Here is a 20132-nt window from a genome sequence, read left to right as displayed (position 1 = left end):
GCCGGTGGCGTGATGCCTACCCGGGCGCTGCCGAGCCTACCTCCGTTGCCGGGTGCACCTTTCGATGCTCCCCCGGCGCCGGCCTCTTCGCCCACCGGGCGAAGTGAACACACGGTGAACCGGTCCGGCCCCCGCGTGGCCACTCCCCGCACGGGCACGCCCGGGCACCGCAGGCACGCCCGGACACGCCCGCGACGAGAAGACCCCCGGCGAAGGCCGGGTATTCCCTACCTCTAGAGTGGCGTGGTACGCGCAAGCCTCACTGGGCCCCGCCGATCCGCCGGCGACCGGTGCTTGCTGGACTTCATCTCTCTTGGGGTGTTCGTGACGGCCGTCGAAACCCGACCCGCTGGGGTCCTCGGGGCGGGCTCAGATCACCGGCCGCTGCGGGCCCGGGTCATGGGGTTCGTGGCACTGACCAAGCCGCGCATCATCGAACTGCTGCTCATCACGACGGTCCCGGTGATGTTCCTGGCGGCCGGCGGTGTGCCCGACCTGTGGCTGGTGGTGGCCACGGTGGTCGGCGGCTATCTGTCGGCCGGCGGTGCGAACGCGCTCAACATGTACATCGACCGCGACATCGACGCGCTGATGCACCGCACCGAGCAGCGCCCGCTGGTCACCGGGATGGTCTCGCCCCGCGAGGGGCTGGTCTTCGGCGTCACGCTTTCGGTGGTCTCCACCGTCTGGTTCTGGGCGCTGGTCAACCCGCTCTCGGCGGCCCTGTCGCTGACCGCCATCCTCTATTACGTCTTCGTCTACACCCTCGGGCTGAAGCGGCGCACCGCACAGAACATCGTGTGGGGCGGGGTCGCGGGCTGCCTCCAGGTCTTCATCGGCTGGTCGGCGGTGCGCAACGAGCTGGCCTGGGCGCCCTTCGTCCTCTTCCTCGTCCTCTTCTTCTGGACGCCGCCGCACTACTGGCCGCTGTCGATGAAGGTCAAGGACGACTACGAGCGGGTCGGCGTACCGATGCTGCCGGTGGTCGCCGGCAACCAGGTGGTCGCCCGGCAGATCGTCTTCTACAGCTGGGTGATGGTGCTGACCTCGCTCGCCCTGTGGTGGCCGCTCGGCGAGACCTCCTGGTTCTACCCGGTGGTCGCCGCCGTGCTCGGCGGGTTCTGGCTCAAGGAGGCGCACGGCCTGCACGCCCGCGCCAGAGCCGGCATCACGGGCGCCAAGCTCAAGGAGATGCGGCTGTTCCACTGGTCGATCACGTACGCGACGCTGTTGTTCGTGGCGGTCGCGATCGACCCGTTCCTGCGCTGAATCCTTCCGGGAAGAGCGGGTACGTCCCGGCCGGCCTGCGGGGCGGTGCCTTTCCCGGATGATTACCGGCGGGTAGTATCGGGGTATGGCAGAGAGCACCCGCGCGGACACTCCCGAAGAGCCCGAGGCCGCCGCAGCCCGCAAGGAAGCCGCCCGCGCCGAGCGCCGGGCCGCCCGGCTGGCCCGGCAGATCGGTGCCTTCGCCAGGCACCACGGGGGCGGCGCCGAGGCGAGCCTCGCGTACATCGGCGAGCGGGGCACCCGTATCGTGCTCGTCGCGGCGGACGGGGCCTGGGGCGATCTCGTGGCGCCGACGTACGCCGTCGCCCGGGCGGCGGCCGACCGTGCGGGCGTCACCGTCCACGAGACCCTGGACGGCGAGCTGGCGGCGAAGATGCGTACCGGCTCCTACGAGTGGTCCCGGATGGCCGGCATCCAGATCGGTGGCCGGACCCGCCGCTGACGGGCGGCCTTCGCGCGCGGGGCGCCGTCAGGGCCTGGCAGGGGCCGGGGCGACGGACGAGTGGGCCCCCGACGCCGACTGCGGCACCGCGCCCGGCTCGGCCACGGGGCGTTCCCTCATCGACAGCACCACCCGCAGTACCGCGATCCAGATCAGCGCCGCACCGAGCATGTGCAGGCCGACCAGCACGGTGGGCAGTCCGGTGAAGTACTGGACGTAGCCGATGACGCCCTGGGACAGCAGCACCAGGAACAGGTCCCGGGTCCGGGCCCGCGGCCCGGACGGCGCGTCCACCGCGCGCAGCACGAACCAGAGCGCGGCCGTCAGTGCCACCACCACCCACGCCAGGTCGGCGTGGAGCTGTGAGACCGCCTCCCAGTCGAACGGGATGCGGCGGACGTCGCGCGAGTCGCCCGGGTGCGGCCCGGAGCCGGTCACCAGGGTGCCGACCGCGATCAAAGCCCCGCTCGTCGCGGTCAGCGCCTGGCCGAGCTGCCGTACCGGCCTGGGGACCAGCGGACGCGGGGGAGCGTCACCCTCACCGGCGCGGTGCCAGGTCAGCACGGCGACGGTGATCAGCGCGGCGGACAGCAGGAAGTGGGTGGAGACGACGTAGGGGTTGAGGTTGGTCAGGACCGCGACCCCGCCCCACACCGCGTTGGCCGCCACCACCCAGAACTGCGCCCACGCCAGCCGGTACAGGCCGTGCCGGAACGGTGCCCGCGCCCGCACCGCGACGATCGCCCAGCCGACGGCGGCGCACAGCACGTACGTCAGCATCCGGTTGCCGAGCTCGATCGTGTGATGGATGCCCATTTCGTTGGTGCCCAGCAGGCTGTCGCCCTCGCAGGTCGGCCAGGTGGGGCAGCCGAGGCCCGAGCCGGTGAGCCGGACCGCGCCGCCGGTGACCACGATCACCACCGACATGACCAGCGACGCGAGCGTCGCGCGGCGGACGGTCACCGGTGCGGGCGTCCAGCGGGCGGCGAGATGGGCGAAGGGGTTTCGCGCGATTTCCGGCAGCTTGGGCACGGGCCCATGGTAGGCGCCGCCTTGTGCACGGTTTCACGAGGGGTACGGGTGCCCGGCCGCCGCGCCGTGCGGCTCATCTCCCGGCGCAGGACGTGCGGCTCACTCCCAGCGGAAGAAGCGCGCGGCGGCGGCCAGCCCCACCACCGCCCACACCGCGAGAACGCCGAGGTCCGCCCAGGGCACGCCCGCGCCGTGCTGGAGCACGTCGCGCAGGCCGTCGGAGAGCGCCGAGATCGGCAGCAGCTCCAGCGCCGACCGCACCCCACCGGAGAACTTGTCCATCGGGACGATCACTCCGCCGCCGACCAGCAGCAGCAGGAACACCAGGTTCGCGGCGGCCAGCGTCGCCTCCGCCTTCAAGGTGCCCGCCATCAGCAGCCCGAGGCCGGAAAAAGCAGCGGTGCCCAGCAGGAGCAGCAGCACCACGGTGAGCGGGTTGCCGTGCGGCGACCAGCCGAGCGCGAAGGCGATCACCGTCAGCAGCGCGATCTGGAGTATCTCGGTGACCAGCACCGAGCAGGTCTTCGCGGTCATCAGCGCCCACCGCGGCAGCGGCGAGGCGCCGAGCCGCTTCAGTACGCCGTACCGCCGCTCGAAGCCGGTCGCGATGGCCTGCCCGGTGAACGCGGTGGACAGTACGGACAAGGCGAGCACGCCCGGGGCGAGGAAGTCCACCGCCTCGCCCCTGCCGGTGTCCACGATGTCCACCGTGCTGAACAGAGTGAGCAGCAGCGCCGGGATCACCACGGTGAGCAGCAACTGCTCCCCGTTGCGCAGCAGCATCCGGGTCTCCAGCGCCGCCTGCGCACGGATCATCCCCGGCAGCGGGGCCGCCCCCGCGGCCGGCGCGAAGGCCCCGGCCGCGTGCGCGGTGTCCGTCGTCGTAACGCTCACCCGCGCGGCTCCCTGGTGGTCGGTTCGAGGCTGTTGTCTTCCGGGGGGCGGCCCCCGTACCCCCGGTTGCTTCCTGCGTGGCTGTCGTTCATCCGCGCGGCTCCCTGCCGGTCAGCTCAAGGCTGTTGTCTTCCGGGGGGGCGGCCCCCGTACCCCCGGTTGCCTCCGGTGCGGCTGTCGTTCATCCGCGCAGCTCCCTGCCGGTCAGCTCAAGGAACACGTCCTCCAGGGTGCGCCGCTCCACCGCGAGGTGGTCGGGCATGACGCCGTGCTGGGCGCACCAGGAGGTGACGGTGGCCAGCAGTTGCGGGTCGATCTTGCCCTCGATGCGGTAGACGCCCGGGGTCAGCTCGGCGGCGACCGTGTCCGCGGGCAGTGCCTTCAGCAGTGAGGCGAGGTCGAGGCTCGGGCGGCCGGAGAACCGCAGGGTGTTCTCGGCGCCGCCGCGGCACAGCTCCTCCGGGGTGCCGGTGGCTATCGACCGCCCGCCGTCGATGATCACCACCTGGTCGGCCAGTTGCTCGGCCTCGTCCATGAAGTGCGTGGTAAGGACGACCGTGACGCCGTCCGCGCGCAGCTCCCGTACCAGGTCCCAGGTCGCGTGGCGGGCCTGCGGGTCGAGGCCCGCGGTGGGCTCGTCGAGGAAGACCAGTTCGGGGCGGCCGACCACGGCCATGGCGAGGGCGAGCCGTTGCTGCTGGCCGCCGGAGAGCCGGCGGTAGGCCGTGCGGCCGCAGGACTGCAGGCCCAGCCGCTCGATCAGCCGCGCCGGATCGACCGGGTTGGCGTAGAGCGCCGCGGTGTGCCGCAGCATCTCCTCGGCGTAGGCGCCCGGGTAGACGCCACCCGACTGGAGCATCACGCCGATCCGGGGCCGCAGCGCCGACGCCTGGGTGACCGGGTCGAGGCCGAGGACCCGGGCCGAGCCGCCGTCGGGCCGCCGGTACCCCTCGCAGACCTCGATGGTGGTGGTCTTGCCGGCGCCGTTGGGGCCGAGCACGGCGGTGACGCGGCCGGCCGGCACCGCCAGATCGAGGCCGTCCACCGCGGTCCTGGCCCCGTACCGCTTGACCAGACCGGTCACCTCGACCGCGGGCTCGATTCCCATGCGGACGAGTGTAGGGAGCGGCACCGGCAGCGGGGGCGGCAGGGCGGGGATGCGGAGCGAACGGCCAGAACGCAGCACGGCTTAGGTCACCCTAAGTGACGCAGGCCACCGTCGTGTCGATCAACGGCGCTTGCCCGGTCCTGCGGAATTACGCAACAATGGGCTTGTGAAAAACGTCGGTGGTGCCGTCCAGCGGGCGGCGGAGGAGCAGACGACCGGGGAGCGGCGCACCCGCAACCGGGTCGCCCGGTCCGTCCTGGACCACGGGCCCTCCACCGCCGCCGACCTGGCCGAGCGACTGGGCCTGACCCAGGCCGCGGTCCGCCGCCACCTGGACGCCCTCGTCACGGAGAACGTCGTGGAGCCCCGCGAGCAGCGGGTCTACGGCAGCCGTGGACGGGGTCGGCCGGCCAAGGTCTTCGCGCTCACCGACTGCGGCCGGGACGCGTTCGACCAGGCGTACGACCAGCTCGCCGCGGACGCCCTGCGCTGGATAGCGGAGTCCGCCGGTGGCGGCGAGGACGGGCAGGCCGCGGTCTCCGCGTTCGCCCGCGCCCGGGTCGCCACCCAGGCCGAGCGGTACCGGGCGATCGTGGACGAGGCGGCCCCCGAGGACCGCGCCCAGGCACTTGCCCGGGCCCTGTCGGCCGACGGGTACGCTGCTACCACGCGGAGCGCCCCGGGACCGGCCGGCGAGCAGCTCTGCCAGCACCACTGCCCGGTGGCGCACATCGCCGAGCAGTTCCCGCAGCTCTGCGAGGCGGAGGCCGAGGTCTTCTCCCGTCTGCTCGGGACGCACGTCCAGCGGCTGGCCACCATCGCGCACGGCGACGGGGTCTGCACCACCTTCATCCCCCGGGCGCCGCAGCCGCACCAGCCGCACGAGCCCCCACCGGCCCGGCCACCGGAGCCCGGCCGCGCAGCAGCACAACAGCCCAGCCGTAGCCCCGCACCATCCCAGACCACCCAAGCATCAGCACCAGTCAGCACATCCGGGAGGAACCCCGCATGACTGCTCCCACGCAGACCACTCACCCGGAGCTCGAAGGCCTCGGTACGTACGAATACGGCTGGGCCGACTCCGACGTGGCGGGTGCCGCCGCCCGGCGCGGCCTCTCCGAGGATGTCGTCCGCGACATCTCCGCGAAGAAGTCGGAACCGGAGTGGATGCTGAAGCTGCGGCTGAAGGGCCTGCGGCTGTTCGGCAAGAAGCCCATGCCGACCTGGGGCTCCGACCTGAGCGGTATCGACTTCGACAACATCAAGTACTTCGTGCGGTCCACCGAGAAGCAGGCCGAGACCTGGGAGGACCTGCCCGAGGACATCAGGAACACCTACGACAAGCTCGGCATCCCCGAGGCGGAGAAGCAGCGCCTGGTGGCCGGTGTCGCCGCGCAGTACGAGTCGGAGGTCGTCTACCACCAGATCCGCGAGGACCTGGAGGAACAGGGCGTCATCTTCCTGGACACCGACACCGCGCTCAAGGAGCACCCCGAGCTGTTCCAGGAGTACTTCGGCACGGTCATCCCGGCCGGCGACAACAAGTTCGCCTCGCTGAACACGGCCGTGTGGTCCGGCGGCTCCTTCATCTACGTGCCGAAGGGCGTGCACGTGGAGATCCCGCTCCAGGCCTACTTCCGGATCAACACCGAGAACATGGGCCAGTTCGAGCGGACCCTGATCATCGTCGACGAGGACGCCTACGTCCACTACGTCGAGGGCTGCACCGCGCCGATCTACAAGTCGGACTCGCTGCACTCCGCGGTCGTCGAGATCATCGTGAAGAAGGGCGGCCGCTGCCGCTACACGACCATCCAGAACTGGTCGAACAACGTCTACAACCTGGTCACCAAGCGCGCCGTGGCCTACGAGGGCGCGACCATGGAGTGGGTCGACGGCAACATCGGCTCCAAGGTCACCATGAAGTACCCGGCCGTCTACCTGATGGGCGAGCACGCCAAGGGCGAGACGCTGTCCATCGCCTTCGCGGGCGAGGGCCAGCACCAGGACGCCGGTGCCAAGATGGTGCACATGGCGCCGAACACGTCGTCCAACATCGTCTCCAAGTCGGTGGCGCGCGGTGGCGGCCGTACCTCGTACCGTGGTCTGATCGAGATCGGCGAGGGCTCCTCCGGCGCGAAGTCCAACGTGCTGTGCGACGCGCTGCTGGTGGACACCATCTCCCGCTCCGACACGTACCCGTACGTGGACGTGCGCGAGGACGACGTGTCCATGGGCCACGAGGCGACCGTCTCCAAGGTCTCCGAGGACCAGCTCTTCTACCTGATGAGCCGCGGCATGACCGAGTTCGAGGCGATGGCCATGATCGTGCGCGGCTTCGTGGAGCCGATCGCCAAGGAACTGCCGATGGAGTACGCGCTGGAACTCAACCGGCTGATCGAGCTCCAGATGGAAGGCGCGGTGGGCTGACCGGGCACCACTGATCGGGCCGGCCCCCGTGGCCGGCCCCGTGCACCAGCCCCGGCCCCGCCACTGACCAGCGACGACGTACCGACCAGAAAGCAGCTACGACAAGCGATGGCAGAGAACACGCCCGCCGGCGCCACCACCGAGGGCGCCATCACGGTGGGCCAGCCCACCGACGCCCGGGTCAGCGCGGCCCCGTCCTACGACGTGGCCGACTTCCCGGTGCCCCACGGCCGCGAGGAGGAGTGGCGCTTCACTCCGCTGGAGCGGCTGCGCGGGCTGCACGACGGCACCGCGGAGGCCACCGGCGGTCTGCGGGTCGAGGTGACAGCGCCGGAGGGCGTCACCACGCAGACCGTGGACCGCACCGACCCCCGGGTCGGCAAGGCCGGCAAGCCCGTCGACCGGGTCGCCGCCCAGGCGTTCAGCTCCTTCGAGAAGGCGTCCGTGGTCAGCATCCCCAAGGACACGGTGCTCACCGAGCCGGTACGGATCTCCGTGCACGGCGGTGGCGGCACGGTCTACGGCCACCAGATCGTGGAGATCGGCGCCTTCGCCGAGGCCGTGGTGGTCATCGACCACACCGGCGACGGCACCCTCGCCGCCAACGTGGAGTACCTGGTCGGCGACGGCGCCAAGCTCACCGTCGTCTCCGTACAGGACTGGGACGACACCGCCGTCCACGTCGCGCAGCACACCGCGCTGGTCGGCCGGGACGCCACCTTCAAGTCGGTGGTCGTCACCTTCGGCGGCGATCTCGTACGGCTGCACCCGCGGGTGGTCTACGGCGCTCCGGGCGGCGAGGCCGAACTGTTCGGCCTGTACTTCACCGACCGTGGCCAGCACCAGGAGCACCGGCTCTTCATCGACCACGACACCCCGCACTGCCGCTCCAACGTGGCGTACAAAGGCGCGTTGCAGGGCCGGGACGCGCACGCGGTGTGGATCGGCGACGTACTCATCCGTGCCGCCGCCGAGGGCACCGACACCTACGAGCTCAACCGCAACCTCGTGCTCACCGACGGCGCCCGGGTCGACTCGGTGCCGAACCTGGAGATCGAGACCGGCGAGATCGTCGGCGCCGGCCACGCCTCGGCGACCGGCCGCTTCGAGGACGAGCAGCTCTTCTACCTCCAGTCCCGCGGCATCCCCGCCGACGAGGCCCGCCGCCTGGTGGTCCGCGGCTTCTTCGGCGAGCTGGTCCAGCAGATCGGCCTGGCCGACGTCGAGGAGCGGCTGATGGCGAAGATCGACGCCGAACTGGGGTCTGTCGGATGACCAGCGCCACCGAGAGCACCGACGGCTTCGTCCGCGTCTGCGCGCTGAGCGAGCTGGAGGAGGACATGCCGCTCCGGGTCGAGGTGGACGGCGTGCCGATCTCCGTGGTCCGGGCCGCCGGCGAGGTGTTCGCCGTCCACGACATCTGCTCGCACGCCAACGTCTCGCTCTCCGAGGGCGAGGTGGAGGACTGCCAGATCGAGTGCTGGCTCCACGGCTCGCGCTTCGACCTGCGTACCGGCAAGCCGTCCGGACTGCCCGCCACGCAGCCGATCCCCGTATACCCCGTCAAGATCGTTGGGGACGACGTGCTCGTCTCCGTCACCCAGGAGTCCTGAGTCACCCATGGCAACGCTTGAAATCCACGACCTGCGCGTCACCGTCGAGGCCGAGAACGGCCCCCGCGAGATCCTGCGCGGGGTCGACCTGACCGTGCGGCAGGGCGAGACCCACGCCATCATGGGCCCCAACGGCTCCGGCAAGTCCACCCTCGCGTACTCCCTCGCGGGCCACCCCAAGTACACGGTCACCGGCGGCACCGTCACCCTCGACGGCGAGGACGTCCTGGCCATGACCGTGGACGAGCGGGCCAGGGCCGGCGTCTTCCTGGCCATGCAGTACCCGGTCGAGATCCCCGGCGTCTCCGTCTCCAACTTCCTGCGCACCTCGGCCACCGCGATCCGCGGCGAGGCCCCGAAGCTGCGCACCTGGGTGAAGGAGGTCAAGGAGACCATGGAACGGCTGCAGATGGACCCCGCCTTCGCCGAGCGCAACGTCAACGAGGGATTCTCCGGCGGCGAGAAGAAGCGCCACGAGATCCTCCAGCTGGAACTGCTCAAGCCGAAGATCGCGATCCTGGACGAGACCGACTCCGGCCTCGACGTGGACGCGCTGCGCGTCGTCTCCGAGGGCGTCAACCGGGTCCGCGAGTCCGGCGAGGTCGGTACCCTGCTGATCACCCACTACACGCGCATCCTGCGTTACATCAAGCCCGACTTCGTGCATGTCTTCGCGAACGGCCGGATCGCCGAGTCCGGCGGCGCCGAACTGGCGGACAAGCTGGAGGACGAGGGCTACGAGTCCTACGTGAAGGGTGGCGCTTCCGCGTGACAATCACCGGTCGGGTGCTGCCCGGCCTCCTCGACACCGAGGCGATCCGCAAGGACTTCCCCGTCCTGGACCGCCTGGTCCACGACGGCCGCAAGCTGGTCTACCTGGACAACGCGGCGACCTCGCAGAAGCCCCGCCAGGTGCTCGACACGCTCGCCGGCTACTACGAGCGGCACAACGCCAACGTCCACCGCGGCGTGCACACGCTCGCCGAGGAGGCCACCGCGCTGTACGAGGGCGCCCGCGACAAGGTGGCCGCGTTCATCAACGCGCCCAGCCGCGACGAGGTGATCTTCACCAAGAACGCCTCCGAGTCGCTGAACCTGGTGGCGAACATGCTCGGCTGGGCCGACGAGCCCTACCGGGTGGACCGCGACACCGAGATCGTCATCACCGAGATGGAGCACCACTCCAACATCGTGCCGTGGCAGCTCCTGTCGCAGCGCACCGGTGCCAAGCTGAAATGGTTCGGCCTGACCGACGACGGCCGGCTCGACCTGTCCGACATCGAGCAGGTCATCACCGAGAAGACCAAGATCGTCTCCTTCGTGCTGGTGTCCAACATCCTGGGCACCGTCAACCGGGTCGAGGCGATAGTCCGCCGCGCCCAGGACGTCGGCGCGCTGGTCCTGGTGGACGCCTCGCAGGCCGCCCCGCACATGGTGCTCGACGTGCAGGCGCTCGGCGCCGACTTCGTGGCCTTCACCGGCCACAAGATGCTCGGCCCGACCGGCATCGGCGTGCTGTGGGGCCGCCAGGAGCTGCTGGAGGACCTGCCGCCCTTTCTCGGCGGCGGCGAGATGATCGAGACCGTCTCGATGCACTCCTCCACGTACGCGCCCGCGCCGCACAAGTTCGAGGCCGGCACCCCGCCGATCGCCCAGGCCATCGGCCTCGGCGCGGCGGTGGACTACCTGACCGCGATCGGCATGGACAAGGTCGCCGCCCACGAGCACGCGATCACCGAGTACGCGGTCGGCCGCCTGCTGGAGGTCCCGTCCCTGCGGATCATCGGCCCCGCCACCGGTGAGGACCGCGGCGCCGCGATCTCCTTCACCCTCGGCGACATCCACCCGCACGACGTCGGCCAGGTCCTGGACGAACAGGGCATCGCCGTGCGCGTCGGCCACCACTGCGCGCGGCCGGTCTGCCTGCGGTACGGAATTCCCGCGACGACGCGAGCGTCCTTCTATCTGTACTCCACCCCGGCCGAGGTCGACGCCCTGGTCGAGGGTCTGGAGCAGGTACGGAACTTCTTCGGCTGATGGTGGTGCTGCTGTGAAGCTCGACTCGATGTACCAGGACGTGATCCTGGACCACTACAAGCACCCCCACGGGCGAGGCCTGCGGGACGGCCAGGCGGAGGTGCACCACGTCAATCCCACCTGCGGTGACGAGATCACCCTGCGGGTGCGGATGGACGGCAGCGTCATCGGTGACATCTCCTACGAGGGCCAGGGCTGTTCCATCAGCCAGGCCAGTGCCTCGGTGCTGAACGACCTGCTGGTCGGCAAGGAGGTGGCCGAGGCGCAAAAGATCCAGGAGGTGTTCCTGGAACTGATGCAGTCCAAGGGCCGTATCGAGCCGGACGACGCGATGGAGGAGGTGCTGGAGGACGCGGTCGCGTTCGCCGGCGTCTCCAAGTACCCCGCGCGCGTCAAGTGCGCACTGCTGAGCTGGATGGCGTGGAAGGACGCGACCGCCCAGGCGCTGTCCGGCCCCGCCGTCACCCCTGCAAAGGAGACCGCATGACCGACACCGCTGGGAATCAGGGGACGGCCCTCAAGCCGGCCTCCGAGGAAGAGCTCCGCGAGGCGCTGTACGACGTCGTCGACCCCGAACTCGGCATCGACGTCGTCAACCTCGGCCTCATCTACGGCATCCACATCGACGACACCAACGTCGCCACCCTCGACATGACCCTCACCTCGGCCGCCTGCCCCCTCACCGACGTCATCGAGGAACAGGCCAAGTCCGCCACCGAGGGCATCGTCAACGACCTGAAGATCAACTGGGTCTGGATGCCGCCGTGGGGCCCGGAGAAGATCACCGACGACGGCCGCGAGCAGTTGCGGGCGCTCGGCTTCAACGTCTGAGCCGGGCTTCCGCGCCTGGGCCGTGCTTCGACTCCTGAGCGGCGCTTCGGGCGCCTGAGCCGGCTTCGACGTCCGAGCGCGCCGCGGTTGCGCCGCGCTCCGAGCACCGGATGGCCACCCCGTGAGTACGGGGTGGCCATCGGTTTGGGAGGGCGGCCGGACGAGGGAGGAGCCGCACCGCGCGGGTGGCGGCTCCCCGGAAACTGGGAAGACCCGCACGTCACGGACGGCGGTAGCCCGCATTCCGCATGCCGAGCCGATTGCGCACCCCGGGCGGCAAAGCGTTAGCGTGCTGGCATGAACGACTCCCGCCCCACCGGCGCCCTCGCCTTCGGCCTCGCGACCGTCGCAGACGACGGCACCGTCCTCGACACCTGGTACCCCGCCCCGGAACTCGTCGCGGAGCCGGGCCCCGCGGGCACCGAGCGGCTGACCGCGGAGCAGGCCGCGGCGGCACTGGGCAGCGCCGCCCCCAAGGCGCTCGGCCCCGACCCGCGCCGCGGCGTCGAGGTCGTGGCGGTCCGTACCGCCATCGCGTCCATCGAGGACAAGCCGCTCGACACCCACGACGTCTACCTGCGGCTGCACCTGCTCAGCCACCGCCTGGTCCGCCCCCACGGCCAGAACCTCGACGGCGTCTTCGGCCTGCTGGCCAACGTCGCCTGGACCTCGCTCGGCCCGGTGCCGGCCGGCCGGATCGAGGAGACCCGGCTCGCCGCCCGCGCCGAGGGCCTGCACCTCTCGGTGTACGGCGTCGACAAGTTCCCCCGCATGACCGATTACGTCGTCCCGGCCGGTGTCCGGATCGCCGACGCCGACCGGGTACGCCTCGGCGCCCACCTGGCCGCAGGCACCACCGTCATGCACGAGGGTTTCTGCAACTTCAACGCCGGCACGCTCGGCACCTCCATGGTCGAGGGCCGCATCTCGCAGGGCGTCATCGTCGGTGACGGTTCCGACATCGGCGGCGGCGCGTCCATCATGGGCACCCTGTCGGGGGGCGGTACGCAGATCGTCTCGGTCGGCGAGCGCTGCCTGCTCGGCGCGGAGTCGGGCCTGGGCATCGCGCTCGGCGACGACTGCGTGATCGAGGCCGGCCTCTACGTCACCGCCGGCACCCGCGTCACCCTCCCCGACGGCCAGATCGTCAAGGCCCTCGAACTCTCCGGCGCGGACAACCTCCTGTTCCGCCGCAACTCCACCACCGGCAAGGTCGAGGTGCTCCAGCGCAAGGGCTCGTGGGGCGGCCTCAACGAGGTGCTGCACGCGCACAACTGACGCGGCGTCACGCGATCGCCTCCCCGGCGGCGCCCCCTCACCGGGGTCGCCGTCCGGGGGCGTCAGCCGTAGAGGCGGTCGGCGTACGAGGGGCCGTAGTACTCCTCCAGATCCGCCAGCGGCTCGCCCTTGCGGTCCTGGGCGTGGGCGATGCGGGCGCGGGAGGGAGCGGCGTCGGGGTGCCAGTGGTCCGGGTTCCACAGGGCGCTGCGCAGGAACGCCTTGGAACAGTGGAAGAAGACCTCGTCGATGTCGACGAGGAGGGCGACCTTGGGCCGGTGGCCCTTGACCGCCATGCGGTCGAAGAAGTCCGCGTCGCTCAGCAGGCGGGCCCGGCCGTTGACACGGAGGGTGTCGCCACGGCCGGGGATGAGGAAGACGAGGCCGACGTGCGGGTTGGCCAGGATGTTCAGGAAGCCGTCCGCCCGGCGGTTCCCGGGACGCTCGGGCAGGGCGATCGTACGGTCGTCGAGGACGAGCGTGAACCCGGCCGGGTCGCCTTTCGGCGAGACGTCGCACGAACCGTCCGCTCCCGCCGTCGCGACCAGGCAGAACGGTGACGCCGCCAGCCAGGCGCGGTCTATCGCGTCCAGTTCCCGCCGCACCTTGCCCGCGGCCTGCGGGGTCGGTTCGCCGAGCAGTTCCCGCAGTTCGTCCTCGCCGGTGATCTCCTGCATCCGCGCATCGCCCCCCGGCGTCGGTTTCCCTTGCAAGGGCACACTCTAGCGCCGCGTCGCTCAGGGTGTGCCCCGGCAGGAGCGGCGTCCGGAGCGGTACGTCGCAGGGCGCCGGTTCGGCCTCGTCGTGGGCCTGCCCGGCGGTGGGGCCGGCGCCACGAGGTCCAGTGCCGGGGGCGCGACGGGGCAAACCCTGAGAACCCAGCCGACGCGGCCGACGCGGCACCAGGGCTTGTCTGACAAAGAGCGCCGTCCCCCCGCGGGGCGGGGCTCGCGGTGTCCGGTGCGTGCGATCGCACGGCGGAGGGCCGCCCTCGCAGTGGGCGCAGCGGGCGTAGTGGGCCTGCCAGGACGGTCCCGACCGCGCGGCGAGCGTGCCTGCCGGGCGCCGGGGGGAGGCGGGCTGCGTCGGACAGGCCCTAACCCCGCCTCCTGCGGTGCACCCCGCCGCGTAAGGAGGAGAGGACCAGACGGCCGTAACGCGTGGTGAGGGCCGCGCCCGTGGCGGCCAGGGCCGCGGCGAGGGCGAGCAGCAGGTGGGAGGGGCGGGAGTCGCCGAGGACCTGGAGAATGCCCAGGGCCGTGGACAGGGGCAGGCCGAGGACGGTGAGGACGCCGAGCGCGCCGGCGATCTGCTGGCTTTCCTGGGTCTGCACGAGACGGGCGTGGTCGGCGGCCTCCGCCAGGATCTGGGTGAAGCGGTCGGGGAGCCGGTAGCGGGCCTGGAAGGCGAGCAGCAGGTCGTTGGCCGGGCCGTGCGCGTTGAGGTGCTGCCGCCAGTAGGTACTGCGGAAGACGGCGATGCGCTGTTCGAGGGCGGCGACGCGGCGGGCCAGGCCGGGGCCCTCGAAGACCGCCGAGAGGTCGTCGGTGAGTTCGTCGATACGGTCGCGCTGCGCGGTGCCCAGCAGGAGGGCGTCGAGGTAGGCGCCGCGGGCGTTGAGCGCCGCGTAGTCGTAGAAGTCGCCGCTGCCGGTGTCGGGGCGGTGGCCGAGGAAGGCGGCGCCCTGGCGCAGCACGAGGGCACTCCAGTCGGCGGATATCCGGTTCGCCTGGGTGCGCAGTCCCGGGGCGTGCTCGGGCGGCAGCGGAATGTCCGAGGGCGCGGCGCGCGAGGCCAGCGACCTGAGCAACAGGTCGGCCGACAGCGGGAGTTCCCCGGTCGACGGGTCCCGCAGCGCCGCGCCGAGCCCCGCGCCGGGCGTCAGGAAGACCACGGTGTACGGGCGTGCCAGCGCGAACGGCGAGGCGGGCGCGCCGGTGTCCGCGACCCCCGCGAGCAGTGTCCCCGGCGCGAACGGGCCCCTGAGCGGATCGGGGTCCGGCGCGTGCCGGCGCCCGCTGAGCGCCCGCAACACCGGCAGCAGCGGCGTGTCCCGCACGGTGAAGTGCAGCACGGCCAGCGCCTGGTCCGCCGACCGTGCCGTCGGTGTCCGCAGCAACTCCATGCCGTCCAGCCGCAGCGCCCCCTCGGCCACCGCCGTCCGCCGGTGCCACCGCCGCTCGTACAGCGCCCTGGCCGCCGCCGGCGTGAACAGCCGCCGCCGCGAGGCCGCGTCGGACGCCCTCCCGTCCAGCTCGAACGGCAACGGGCCCACCGCCCACGGCGGATCCGCGGCCAGCCGCACCGGCAGCAGTACGGCCATGGTCTGCCGCACCCCGACCGCCGCCAGGAACTCATCGGTCAACCGCGCCGCGTCCTCCGCTGATCCACTCACGCCCCCACCCTCGCGGGCCGCCGCGGAGCGGCGCAACGCCTTCCGCGTCCGGGGTCGGTCGATGCGCCCGGCGGCCCGTTCCCGGCGACCGGTTCTCGGCCGCCCGTTCCCGGCCGCCCGTTCAGCGCGGCAATCCGTGGGCAGGGATGCGTACGAGGACGCGGGTGCTCGGGTCGGCCCGCTCACCCGCACCCCCGTACGGGACGGGACGCCCCGCGCAGGCAATACGCTGATGACGCGGCGCCCGTGCGGTCGGCGACGCGGCCGTGCCCCGGCCGTACCTGCTGCACCTCACAGGTCACACCTTCACCTTCTGACCCTGCACCTCCGAATGGGAGCCCTTCCGATGTCCGCTAGTCCCCTCGTCCTGCCGCCCGTGCGGCTGCTTCCCGCGGACGATCTGGCGCGGCTGGCCCTGGCCGTGCCGTTGCTCGACCGTGCGCTGCGGCTGACCCGGTGGGCCGCGCCGCACCGGCAGGTGGACGCGATGGGGGAGCTGTCGGACGCGGACCTGCAGCTGGCCGCCGCCGAACTGGGGCTGGCCGAGGACGACGAGGCCGGGCTCGCGGAGACCGCGCAGGCGTGGGACGTGGCCGTGGACACCGGCCTGCTCGCGCTGGAGATCGAGGAGCAGGCAGAGGAGTTCACCCCGGACGGCGAGGCGGCGGGCCGGGCGGTGCCCGGTGAGGCGTACGCCCGGATCACCGCGGGCGACCCGCGGGAGATCCTGGACGTCTGGCTGGCCGCCGCCGAGTGCGTACTCGCCGAGGCCGCCGCCCCGGACGTCGAGAGCCTGCGGCACATGACGGACGACGGCGACCGGATGCTCCTGGACGACCTGGACTGGGACCCGGACGAGGAGGCGGAGTTCCTGGACACGGCGCTGGCCAATCTGTACGCGCTGATGGCGATGGACGAGGGGACGTGGTCGGGTTCAGGGCCGGGATCGGGGTTGGGGCCGGGTTCGGGCGCCGCGCCCGTGACCGGCGGCGGCGCCGTACCGCTGCCCGTACTGGCCGCCTCACTCGTCGTACCGGACGAGATGGAGCAGCCGAGCGACGCCGTGCTCGAAGAGGTCACCGAGGTGATGCTGCGGCTCGACGACCACTTCCGGCTGCTCGCGCCGACCGGCCTGCTGGACTACCAGCCGGTGGACGAGGCACTGATCGAGGAGGCGGAGGGCGAGGACGGCGGGCCCGACCACCTCGGGCCGACCGCGGACGACCTCGACCTGGAGGAGATCTCCCGCTACGGCATGGTCCGGCTCACCCCGCTCGGCCTGCACGGCCTGCGGGAACGCCTCAGCGACGCGGGGGCGCACGCGCCCGTGCTCGGTGATCTGGCCGCCGGGCCGGCCGCGGAGTTGCTGAACGCGCTCACCGAGTATCCGGACCATTCCGCCCGCGCGGAGGCGGAGCTGTGGCTGGCCGACCGCAAGCCGGCCGAGGCCGCGCGTGAGCTGCTGGCCGCGAGCCGCGGTGACGACCAGGCGGCGCCGCGCCGCCGCCTCATCTGCCAGCAGACGCTCACGCTGCTCGGCGTGGAGGCGGAGCCGGCGCTCCGCGAGGTGCTGGACGACCGAGAACTCGGTGGTCTCGCCCGGGTCTGGCTCACCGAGCGGGGCGCCTCGGACGTGCCCGCGCCGGACGCCGCGATGGTCTTCTGGCTGACCATCGACACGCTTGCCGCGCAACTCGACGCGGATGACGACCCGGAACTGCTGGCCGAGCTCATCCGTGACCTCGTGGCTCGGCACGACGGGTTCTTCGAGGCGGCGTGGCGTGTGGGGCACCCCGCGACGGCGGACGTGCTCGACGCGATGGGGCGGCTTCACCCGGACCGCAAGGCCGCGAAGGAAGCGCGCAAGGCGGCGTTCAAGGCGCGGTCGCGGGAAGGTGGTGCGGGCGGCTGAGCGGGTGGATGGGTGACCGGTGGGTGACGCCGGGGTCCGGTTCTCCGGTCCCGGACCTCCGGGCCCCGCCCCGTCAGTCCCGGTCTCCGGGCTCGGGTCCCTTGGGCTCCTGGTCTGTTGGGTTCCCGGTTCGTCGCGTTCCCCGTTCCTCCCGTGCCGGTTCCTCCTGTCTGCAGGTGGTGAGTGGTGGGTGTCTCCGCGGAGTGGGGTGCTGCTCGCGGCTGTGGGGGTTGTCCGGTGGGCGGTTGGCGAATTCTTGGGCTGCTGGTGGAGCGTCTCCCTCGGTGCCAGGTCGTGTTCACCGGCCGTTGGCCGGAGGGCAGGAGCGTGGCCGCCGCGTGCATGACGAAGGCACGCACGCGAACGCACGTACGCCGCACGTACAGAAGGAGCCCCACCGTGCCGCTCAGCCGCAGAGACTTCGTACAACGTTCCGCGATCGCCGGTGCGGGAGTGGCCCTGGTCGGGGCGGTGGACGTGTTGGCCACCGCGCCCGGGGCGCTCGCCGGGAGCGCGGCGCCGGAGGAGGACGGGTCGCGGGTGCGGCCGGAGCTCGGGTACGGGCCGCTGATCGAGGACCCCGCCGGGCTGCTCGCGCTGCCGGCCGGGTTCACGTACCGGGTGGTGACCCGGACCGGTGAGACGACGCTGGAGTCGGGGGAGAGCACGCCGTCCAACCACGACGGCACCGCCACCTTCAAGGGCGAGCGCGGCTCGGTCCTGCTGGTCAACAACCACGAGCTGGGCGGCCCGCGGTCGAAGTGGGCGGCGCCCGTGCCGCTCGCCGAGGGCCTGGTGTACGACCCCGCCGCGTCCGGCGGTTGCACGGTCGTGGAGGTGCCGCGGCACTGGCACGACGGCCGCGCCCCCATCGCCGAGTGGGTCGGCATCGCGGGTACCTCCACCAACTGCGCCGGCGGCGCCACCCCGTGGGACACCTGGCTGACCTGCGAGGAGACCGAGGACCGGGCCGGCGTCAACGGTATGACCAAGGACCACGGCTATGTCTTCGAGGTCGACCCGCACGACCGCCGCGCCAACCGGGACCCGCGCCCGATCAAGGCGCTCGGCCGGTACGCGCACGAGGCCGTCGTCGTCGACCCCAAGCGCGGCCACCTCTACCTCACCGAGGACGCGTCCAACCCCAACGGGCTGCTCTACCGCTGGACCCCTCCCCAGGGCTTCCGGCACGGCCGCGGCCGGCTCGCCACGCTGGACGACACCGCGGGCGTGCTCCAGGCCTTCCGCTGCTTCGACTCGGCCGGCCAGTTCGTGGACGACCTGTCCCGCGCCACCCGCATCGGCACGGTCTACGGGGTGGACTGGGTGGACGTGCCGGACCGGGACGCGAAGACCACCTCGGTCCGCAAGCAGTTCGCGGTCGGCGAGATCACCCGCGCCCGCAAGCTTGAGGGCATGTGGTGGGGTGACGGCGGCGCGTACATCGTGTCGTCCTTCGCCCGTGACGAGAGCCCGGTGCCGCACGACGGCGCGGTCTGGTTCTACAGCCCCGCGCGCCGCACCCTGACCCTGAAGGTGCTGCTCGGCGTCAACGCCGCGCCGGACGAGGACGGCGCCTTCGACGGCCCGGACAACATCACCGTCTCGCCGTACGGCGGCCTGATCATCGCCGAGGACGGCAACGGCGTCCAGCACCTGTTCGGCGCCGTGGACGACGGCCGCACCTACCCGCTGGCCCGCAACGAGCTGGACATCGGCACCGAAGAGGCCCCGGAGTACAGCGAGTTCACCGGCGTGACCTTCTCGCCCGACGGCGAGACGCTGTTCGCCAACATCCAGACCCCGGGCATCATGCTCGCCATCACCGGACCGTGGCGCCGCCAGCACAAGAACGCCTGAGCATCGTCCACGGCTGACCTGGACATCTTTCACGGCCGTCCCGGAAGGAGGTCCCCGGGACGGCCGTAACGTTTCTTCACATGCTCAGCAGCCGCTGAGTATCCCGCTCAGCGCCGACTTCTCCGCACTGTCCACGGTCAGTCCGTAATAGTGCTTCACCTGCACCCACGCGCGGGCGTAGGTGCACTGGAACGAGGCGCGCGGCAGCCACTCGGCCGGGTCGCTGTCGCCCTTGGACCGGTTGGAGGACGCCGACACGGCGATGAGCTGCGGCCGGGTCACGTCGTTGGCGAAGCCCTGGCGCGCCGATGTCGACCACGCCCAGGCGCCCGACGCCCACGCCTCGGCCAGCGGCACCACGTGGTCGATGTCGAATGTGGACGGGGCGGTGGTGGTCACCCCGTCGTACGCGCTGCTCCAACTGCCGGACGTGGCCTGGCAGGCGCTGTCCGTCGTCACGTTGCTGCCGTCCCGCTTGAGAATGTACTCGCGGGTGTTGCAGGTGCCCGAGATGGTGATCCAGGTCGGGAAGAGGTTGCGGTCGTAGGTGGAGGCGTGCGTCTCCGAGGTCGCGCTCATGCCCGACAGGTAACTGCGGGCCGTGGAGGCGGCGATGGGGGTGGGCAGTGCGGCCTGCGCGGTGCCGCCGGCCGCCACGAGGGCTGTCGCCGCCAGCAGGACGGATCCGGTGGCAAGGGAAATGCCGTGGACGAGACGGTTTCTGGGCATGAGTGAGCGCTCCCGATGGCTAGAGGGTGGTGCCGTACGGGCTGTGCTCGACCAGGGTCTCGGGCGGATGTCTATGCGGGTAGATGGTCAGCGGTTAATTTTAGGTGACCATGACATGTTCGGGAATGGTGCGGAGGTGCTGCCGGGGGTCCGCGGAAGGCCCGGGGGTCGCGCGTCGGTCGGTGGCAGGGCGTGGGGTCGTGGCACGGAGCAGGTGGTGCGATCCGCACACCGACAACGAGCCGGACGACGGGCAGCCGTAACCGGGAACCGGGACGTGC

19 protein-coding genes are annotated in these 20132 nt (G+C 71.7%); 13 read left to right on the top strand and 6 right to left on the bottom strand.

The features are described from left to right. Nucleotides 1-318: 318 nt before the first annotated feature. Both VIW71_RS05440 and VIW71_RS05435 read left to right on the top strand, forming a co-directional pair. Nucleotides 319-1269: a heme o synthase gene (locus VIW71_RS05440; RefSeq protein WP_331620819.1), complete on the top strand. Its 951-nt coding sequence runs from the start codon at nt 319-321 to the stop codon at nt 1267-1269. 85 nt (nt 1270-1354) lie between these two features. After that, nucleotides 1355-1732 (top strand): hypothetical protein, encoded by a 378-nt coding sequence (locus tag VIW71_RS05435; RefSeq protein WP_331620810.1) that lies wholly within the window; start codon nt 1355-1357, stop codon nt 1730-1732. Between the two features lie 27 nt (nt 1733-1759). On the opposite strand, the gene VIW71_RS05430 is transcribed toward VIW71_RS05435, so the two are convergent. The 3 genes from VIW71_RS05430 to VIW71_RS05420 all read right to left on the bottom strand — a co-directional run bounded on the left by VIW71_RS05430 (nt 1760) and on the right by VIW71_RS05420 (nt 4766). Beyond that, a complete protein-coding gene (locus VIW71_RS05430; protein WP_331620809.1) occupies nt 1760-2764 on the bottom strand; it encodes a COX15/CtaA family protein in 1005 nt (334 codons plus the stop codon). A gap of 99 nt (nt 2765-2863) precedes the next feature. Further along, nucleotides 2864-3580: an ABC transporter permease gene (locus tag VIW71_RS05425; RefSeq protein ID WP_331620818.1), complete on the bottom strand. Its 717-nt coding sequence runs from the start codon at nt 3578-3580 to the stop codon at nt 2864-2866. Between the two features lie 259 nt (nt 3581-3839). Continuing rightward, a complete protein-coding gene (locus tag VIW71_RS05420; protein ID WP_331620808.1) occupies nt 3840-4766 on the bottom strand; it encodes an ABC transporter ATP-binding protein in 927 nt (308 codons plus the stop codon). Between the two features lie 166 nt (nt 4767-4932). On the opposite strand from VIW71_RS05420, the gene VIW71_RS05415 reads away from it, so the two are divergent. From VIW71_RS05415 to dapD, 9 genes are all read left to right on the top strand, one after another. Beyond that, nucleotides 4933-5778 (top strand): helix-turn-helix transcriptional regulator, encoded by an 846-nt coding sequence (locus VIW71_RS05415; protein WP_331620807.1) that lies wholly within the window; start codon nt 4933-4935, stop codon nt 5776-5778. Next, on the top strand, nt 5775-7196 hold the full coding sequence (sufB, locus tag VIW71_RS05410) for a Fe-S cluster assembly protein SufB (RefSeq protein ID WP_331620806.1): 1422 nt from the start codon (nt 5775-5777) through the stop codon (nt 7194-7196). Before VIW71_RS05415 ends, sufB begins: the two co-directional genes overlap by 4 nt. 108 nt (nt 7197-7304) lie before the next feature. Further along, nucleotides 7305-8471, top strand: a complete 1167-nt coding sequence (gene sufD / locus VIW71_RS05405; RefSeq protein ID WP_331620805.1) for a Fe-S cluster assembly protein SufD — start codon at nt 7305-7307, stop codon at nt 8469-8471. Further along, on the top strand, nt 8468-8809 hold the full coding sequence (locus VIW71_RS05400; RefSeq protein WP_331620804.1) for a non-heme iron oxygenase ferredoxin subunit: 342 nt from the start codon (nt 8468-8470) through the stop codon (nt 8807-8809). Before sufD ends, VIW71_RS05400 begins: the two co-directional genes overlap by 4 nt. Nucleotides 8810-8816: 7 nt before the next feature. Next, on the top strand, nt 8817-9581 hold the full coding sequence (sufC, locus tag VIW71_RS05395) for a Fe-S cluster assembly ATPase SufC (RefSeq protein ID WP_331620803.1): 765 nt from the start codon (nt 8817-8819) through the stop codon (nt 9579-9581). A gap of 2 nt (nt 9582-9583) precedes the next feature. Further along, entirely contained in the window at nt 9584-10846 is a 1263-nt protein-coding gene (locus tag VIW71_RS05390) for a cysteine desulfurase (RefSeq protein ID WP_331620817.1), read from the top strand. Between the two features lie 13 nt (nt 10847-10859). Continuing rightward, nucleotides 10860-11333 (top strand): Fe-S cluster assembly sulfur transfer protein SufU, encoded by a 474-nt coding sequence (gene sufU, locus VIW71_RS05385; protein WP_331620802.1) that lies wholly within the window; start codon nt 10860-10862, stop codon nt 11331-11333. Further along, the gene (locus VIW71_RS05380) at nt 11330-11677 is read left to right on the top strand and encodes a metal-sulfur cluster assembly factor (RefSeq protein WP_331620801.1); all 348 of its coding nucleotides are present in this window, start codon (nt 11330-11332) and stop codon (nt 11675-11677) included. The genes sufU and VIW71_RS05380 overlap by 4 nt, the downstream gene beginning before the upstream one ends. A 297-nt stretch (nt 11678-11974) precedes the next feature. Next, entirely contained in the window at nt 11975-12955 is a 981-nt protein-coding gene (gene dapD, locus VIW71_RS05375) for a 2,3,4,5-tetrahydropyridine-2,6-dicarboxylate N-succinyltransferase (RefSeq protein WP_331620800.1), read from the top strand. A gap of 62 nt (nt 12956-13017) precedes the next feature. Here dapD and VIW71_RS05370 read toward each other — a convergent pair whose 3' ends face one another. Both VIW71_RS05370 and VIW71_RS05365 read right to left on the bottom strand, forming a co-directional pair. Further along, nucleotides 13018-13632, bottom strand: coding sequence for a pyridoxamine 5'-phosphate oxidase family protein (locus tag VIW71_RS05370; protein ID WP_331620799.1), 615 nt, complete (start codon nt 13630-13632; stop codon nt 13018-13020). A gap of 419 nt (nt 13633-14051) precedes the next feature. Further along, nucleotides 14052-15350: a hypothetical protein gene (locus VIW71_RS05365; protein ID WP_331620798.1), complete on the bottom strand. Its 1299-nt coding sequence runs from the start codon at nt 15348-15350 to the stop codon at nt 14052-14054. Nucleotides 15351-15696: 346 nt separating this feature from the next. Here VIW71_RS05365 and VIW71_RS05360 point away from each other — a divergent pair, with 346 nt between their 5' ends. Both VIW71_RS05360 and VIW71_RS05355 read left to right on the top strand, forming a co-directional pair. Beyond that, complete coding sequence (locus VIW71_RS05360; protein ID WP_331620797.1) at nt 15697-17262, top strand: hypothetical protein; 1566 nt, start codon at nt 15697-15699, stop codon at nt 17260-17262. A gap of 399 nt (nt 17263-17661) precedes the next feature. Then, nucleotides 17662-19122 (top strand): alkaline phosphatase PhoX, encoded by a 1461-nt coding sequence (locus tag VIW71_RS05355; RefSeq protein WP_331620796.1) that lies wholly within the window; start codon nt 17662-17664, stop codon nt 19120-19122. 84 nt (nt 19123-19206) lie between these two features. On the opposite strand, the gene VIW71_RS05350 is transcribed toward VIW71_RS05355, so the two are convergent. Further along, the gene (locus tag VIW71_RS05350) at nt 19207-19851 is read right to left on the bottom strand and encodes an HNH endonuclease family protein (protein WP_331620795.1); all 645 of its coding nucleotides are present in this window, start codon (nt 19849-19851) and stop codon (nt 19207-19209) included. Between the last annotated feature and the right edge of the window lie 281 nt (nt 19852-20132).

It is taken from the genome of Streptomyces sp., from assembly GCF_036524955.1.
Lineage (GTDB): Bacteria > Actinomycetota > Actinomycetes > Streptomycetales > Streptomycetaceae > Actinacidiphila.
The sequence above is the reverse complement of the archived record's forward strand: the minus strand, read 5'-3'. Positions and strand labels throughout refer to the sequence as shown.

Coding starts and splice junctions, on each gene's coding strand:
- sufB (WP_331620806.1), top strand. CDS start 5,775: ATGACTGCTCCCACGCAGACCACTCACCCGGAGCTCGAAGGCCTCGGT.
- VIW71_RS05380 (WP_331620801.1), top strand. CDS start 11,330: ATGACCGACACCGCTGGGAATCAGGGGACGGCCCTCAAGCCGGCCTCC.
- VIW71_RS05350 (WP_331620795.1), bottom strand. CDS start 19,851: ATGCCCAGAAACCGTCTCGTCCACGGCATTTCCCTTGCCACCGGATCC.
- sufC (WP_331620803.1), top strand. CDS start 8,817: ATGGCAACGCTTGAAATCCACGACCTGCGCGTCACCGTCGAGGCCGAG.
- VIW71_RS05420 (WP_331620808.1), bottom strand. CDS start 4,766: ATGGGAATCGAGCCCGCGGTCGAGGTGACCGGTCTGGTCAAGCGGTAC.
- VIW71_RS05425 (WP_331620818.1), bottom strand. CDS start 3,580: ATGATCCGTGCGCAGGCGGCGCTGGAGACCCGGATGCTGCTGCGCAAC.
- VIW71_RS05360 (WP_331620797.1), top strand. CDS start 15,697: ATGTCCGCTAGTCCCCTCGTCCTGCCGCCCGTGCGGCTGCTTCCCGCG.
- sufD (WP_331620805.1), top strand. CDS start 7,305: ATGGCAGAGAACACGCCCGCCGGCGCCACCACCGAGGGCGCCATCACG.
- dapD (WP_331620800.1), top strand. CDS start 11,975: ATGAACGACTCCCGCCCCACCGGCGCCCTCGCCTTCGGCCTCGCGACC.
- VIW71_RS05435 (WP_331620810.1), top strand. CDS start 1,355: ATGGCAGAGAGCACCCGCGCGGACACTCCCGAAGAGCCCGAGGCCGCC.
- VIW71_RS05400 (WP_331620804.1), top strand. CDS start 8,468: ATGACCAGCGCCACCGAGAGCACCGACGGCTTCGTCCGCGTCTGCGCG.
- VIW71_RS05370 (WP_331620799.1), bottom strand. CDS start 13,632: ATGCAGGAGATCACCGGCGAGGACGAACTGCGGGAACTGCTCGGCGAA.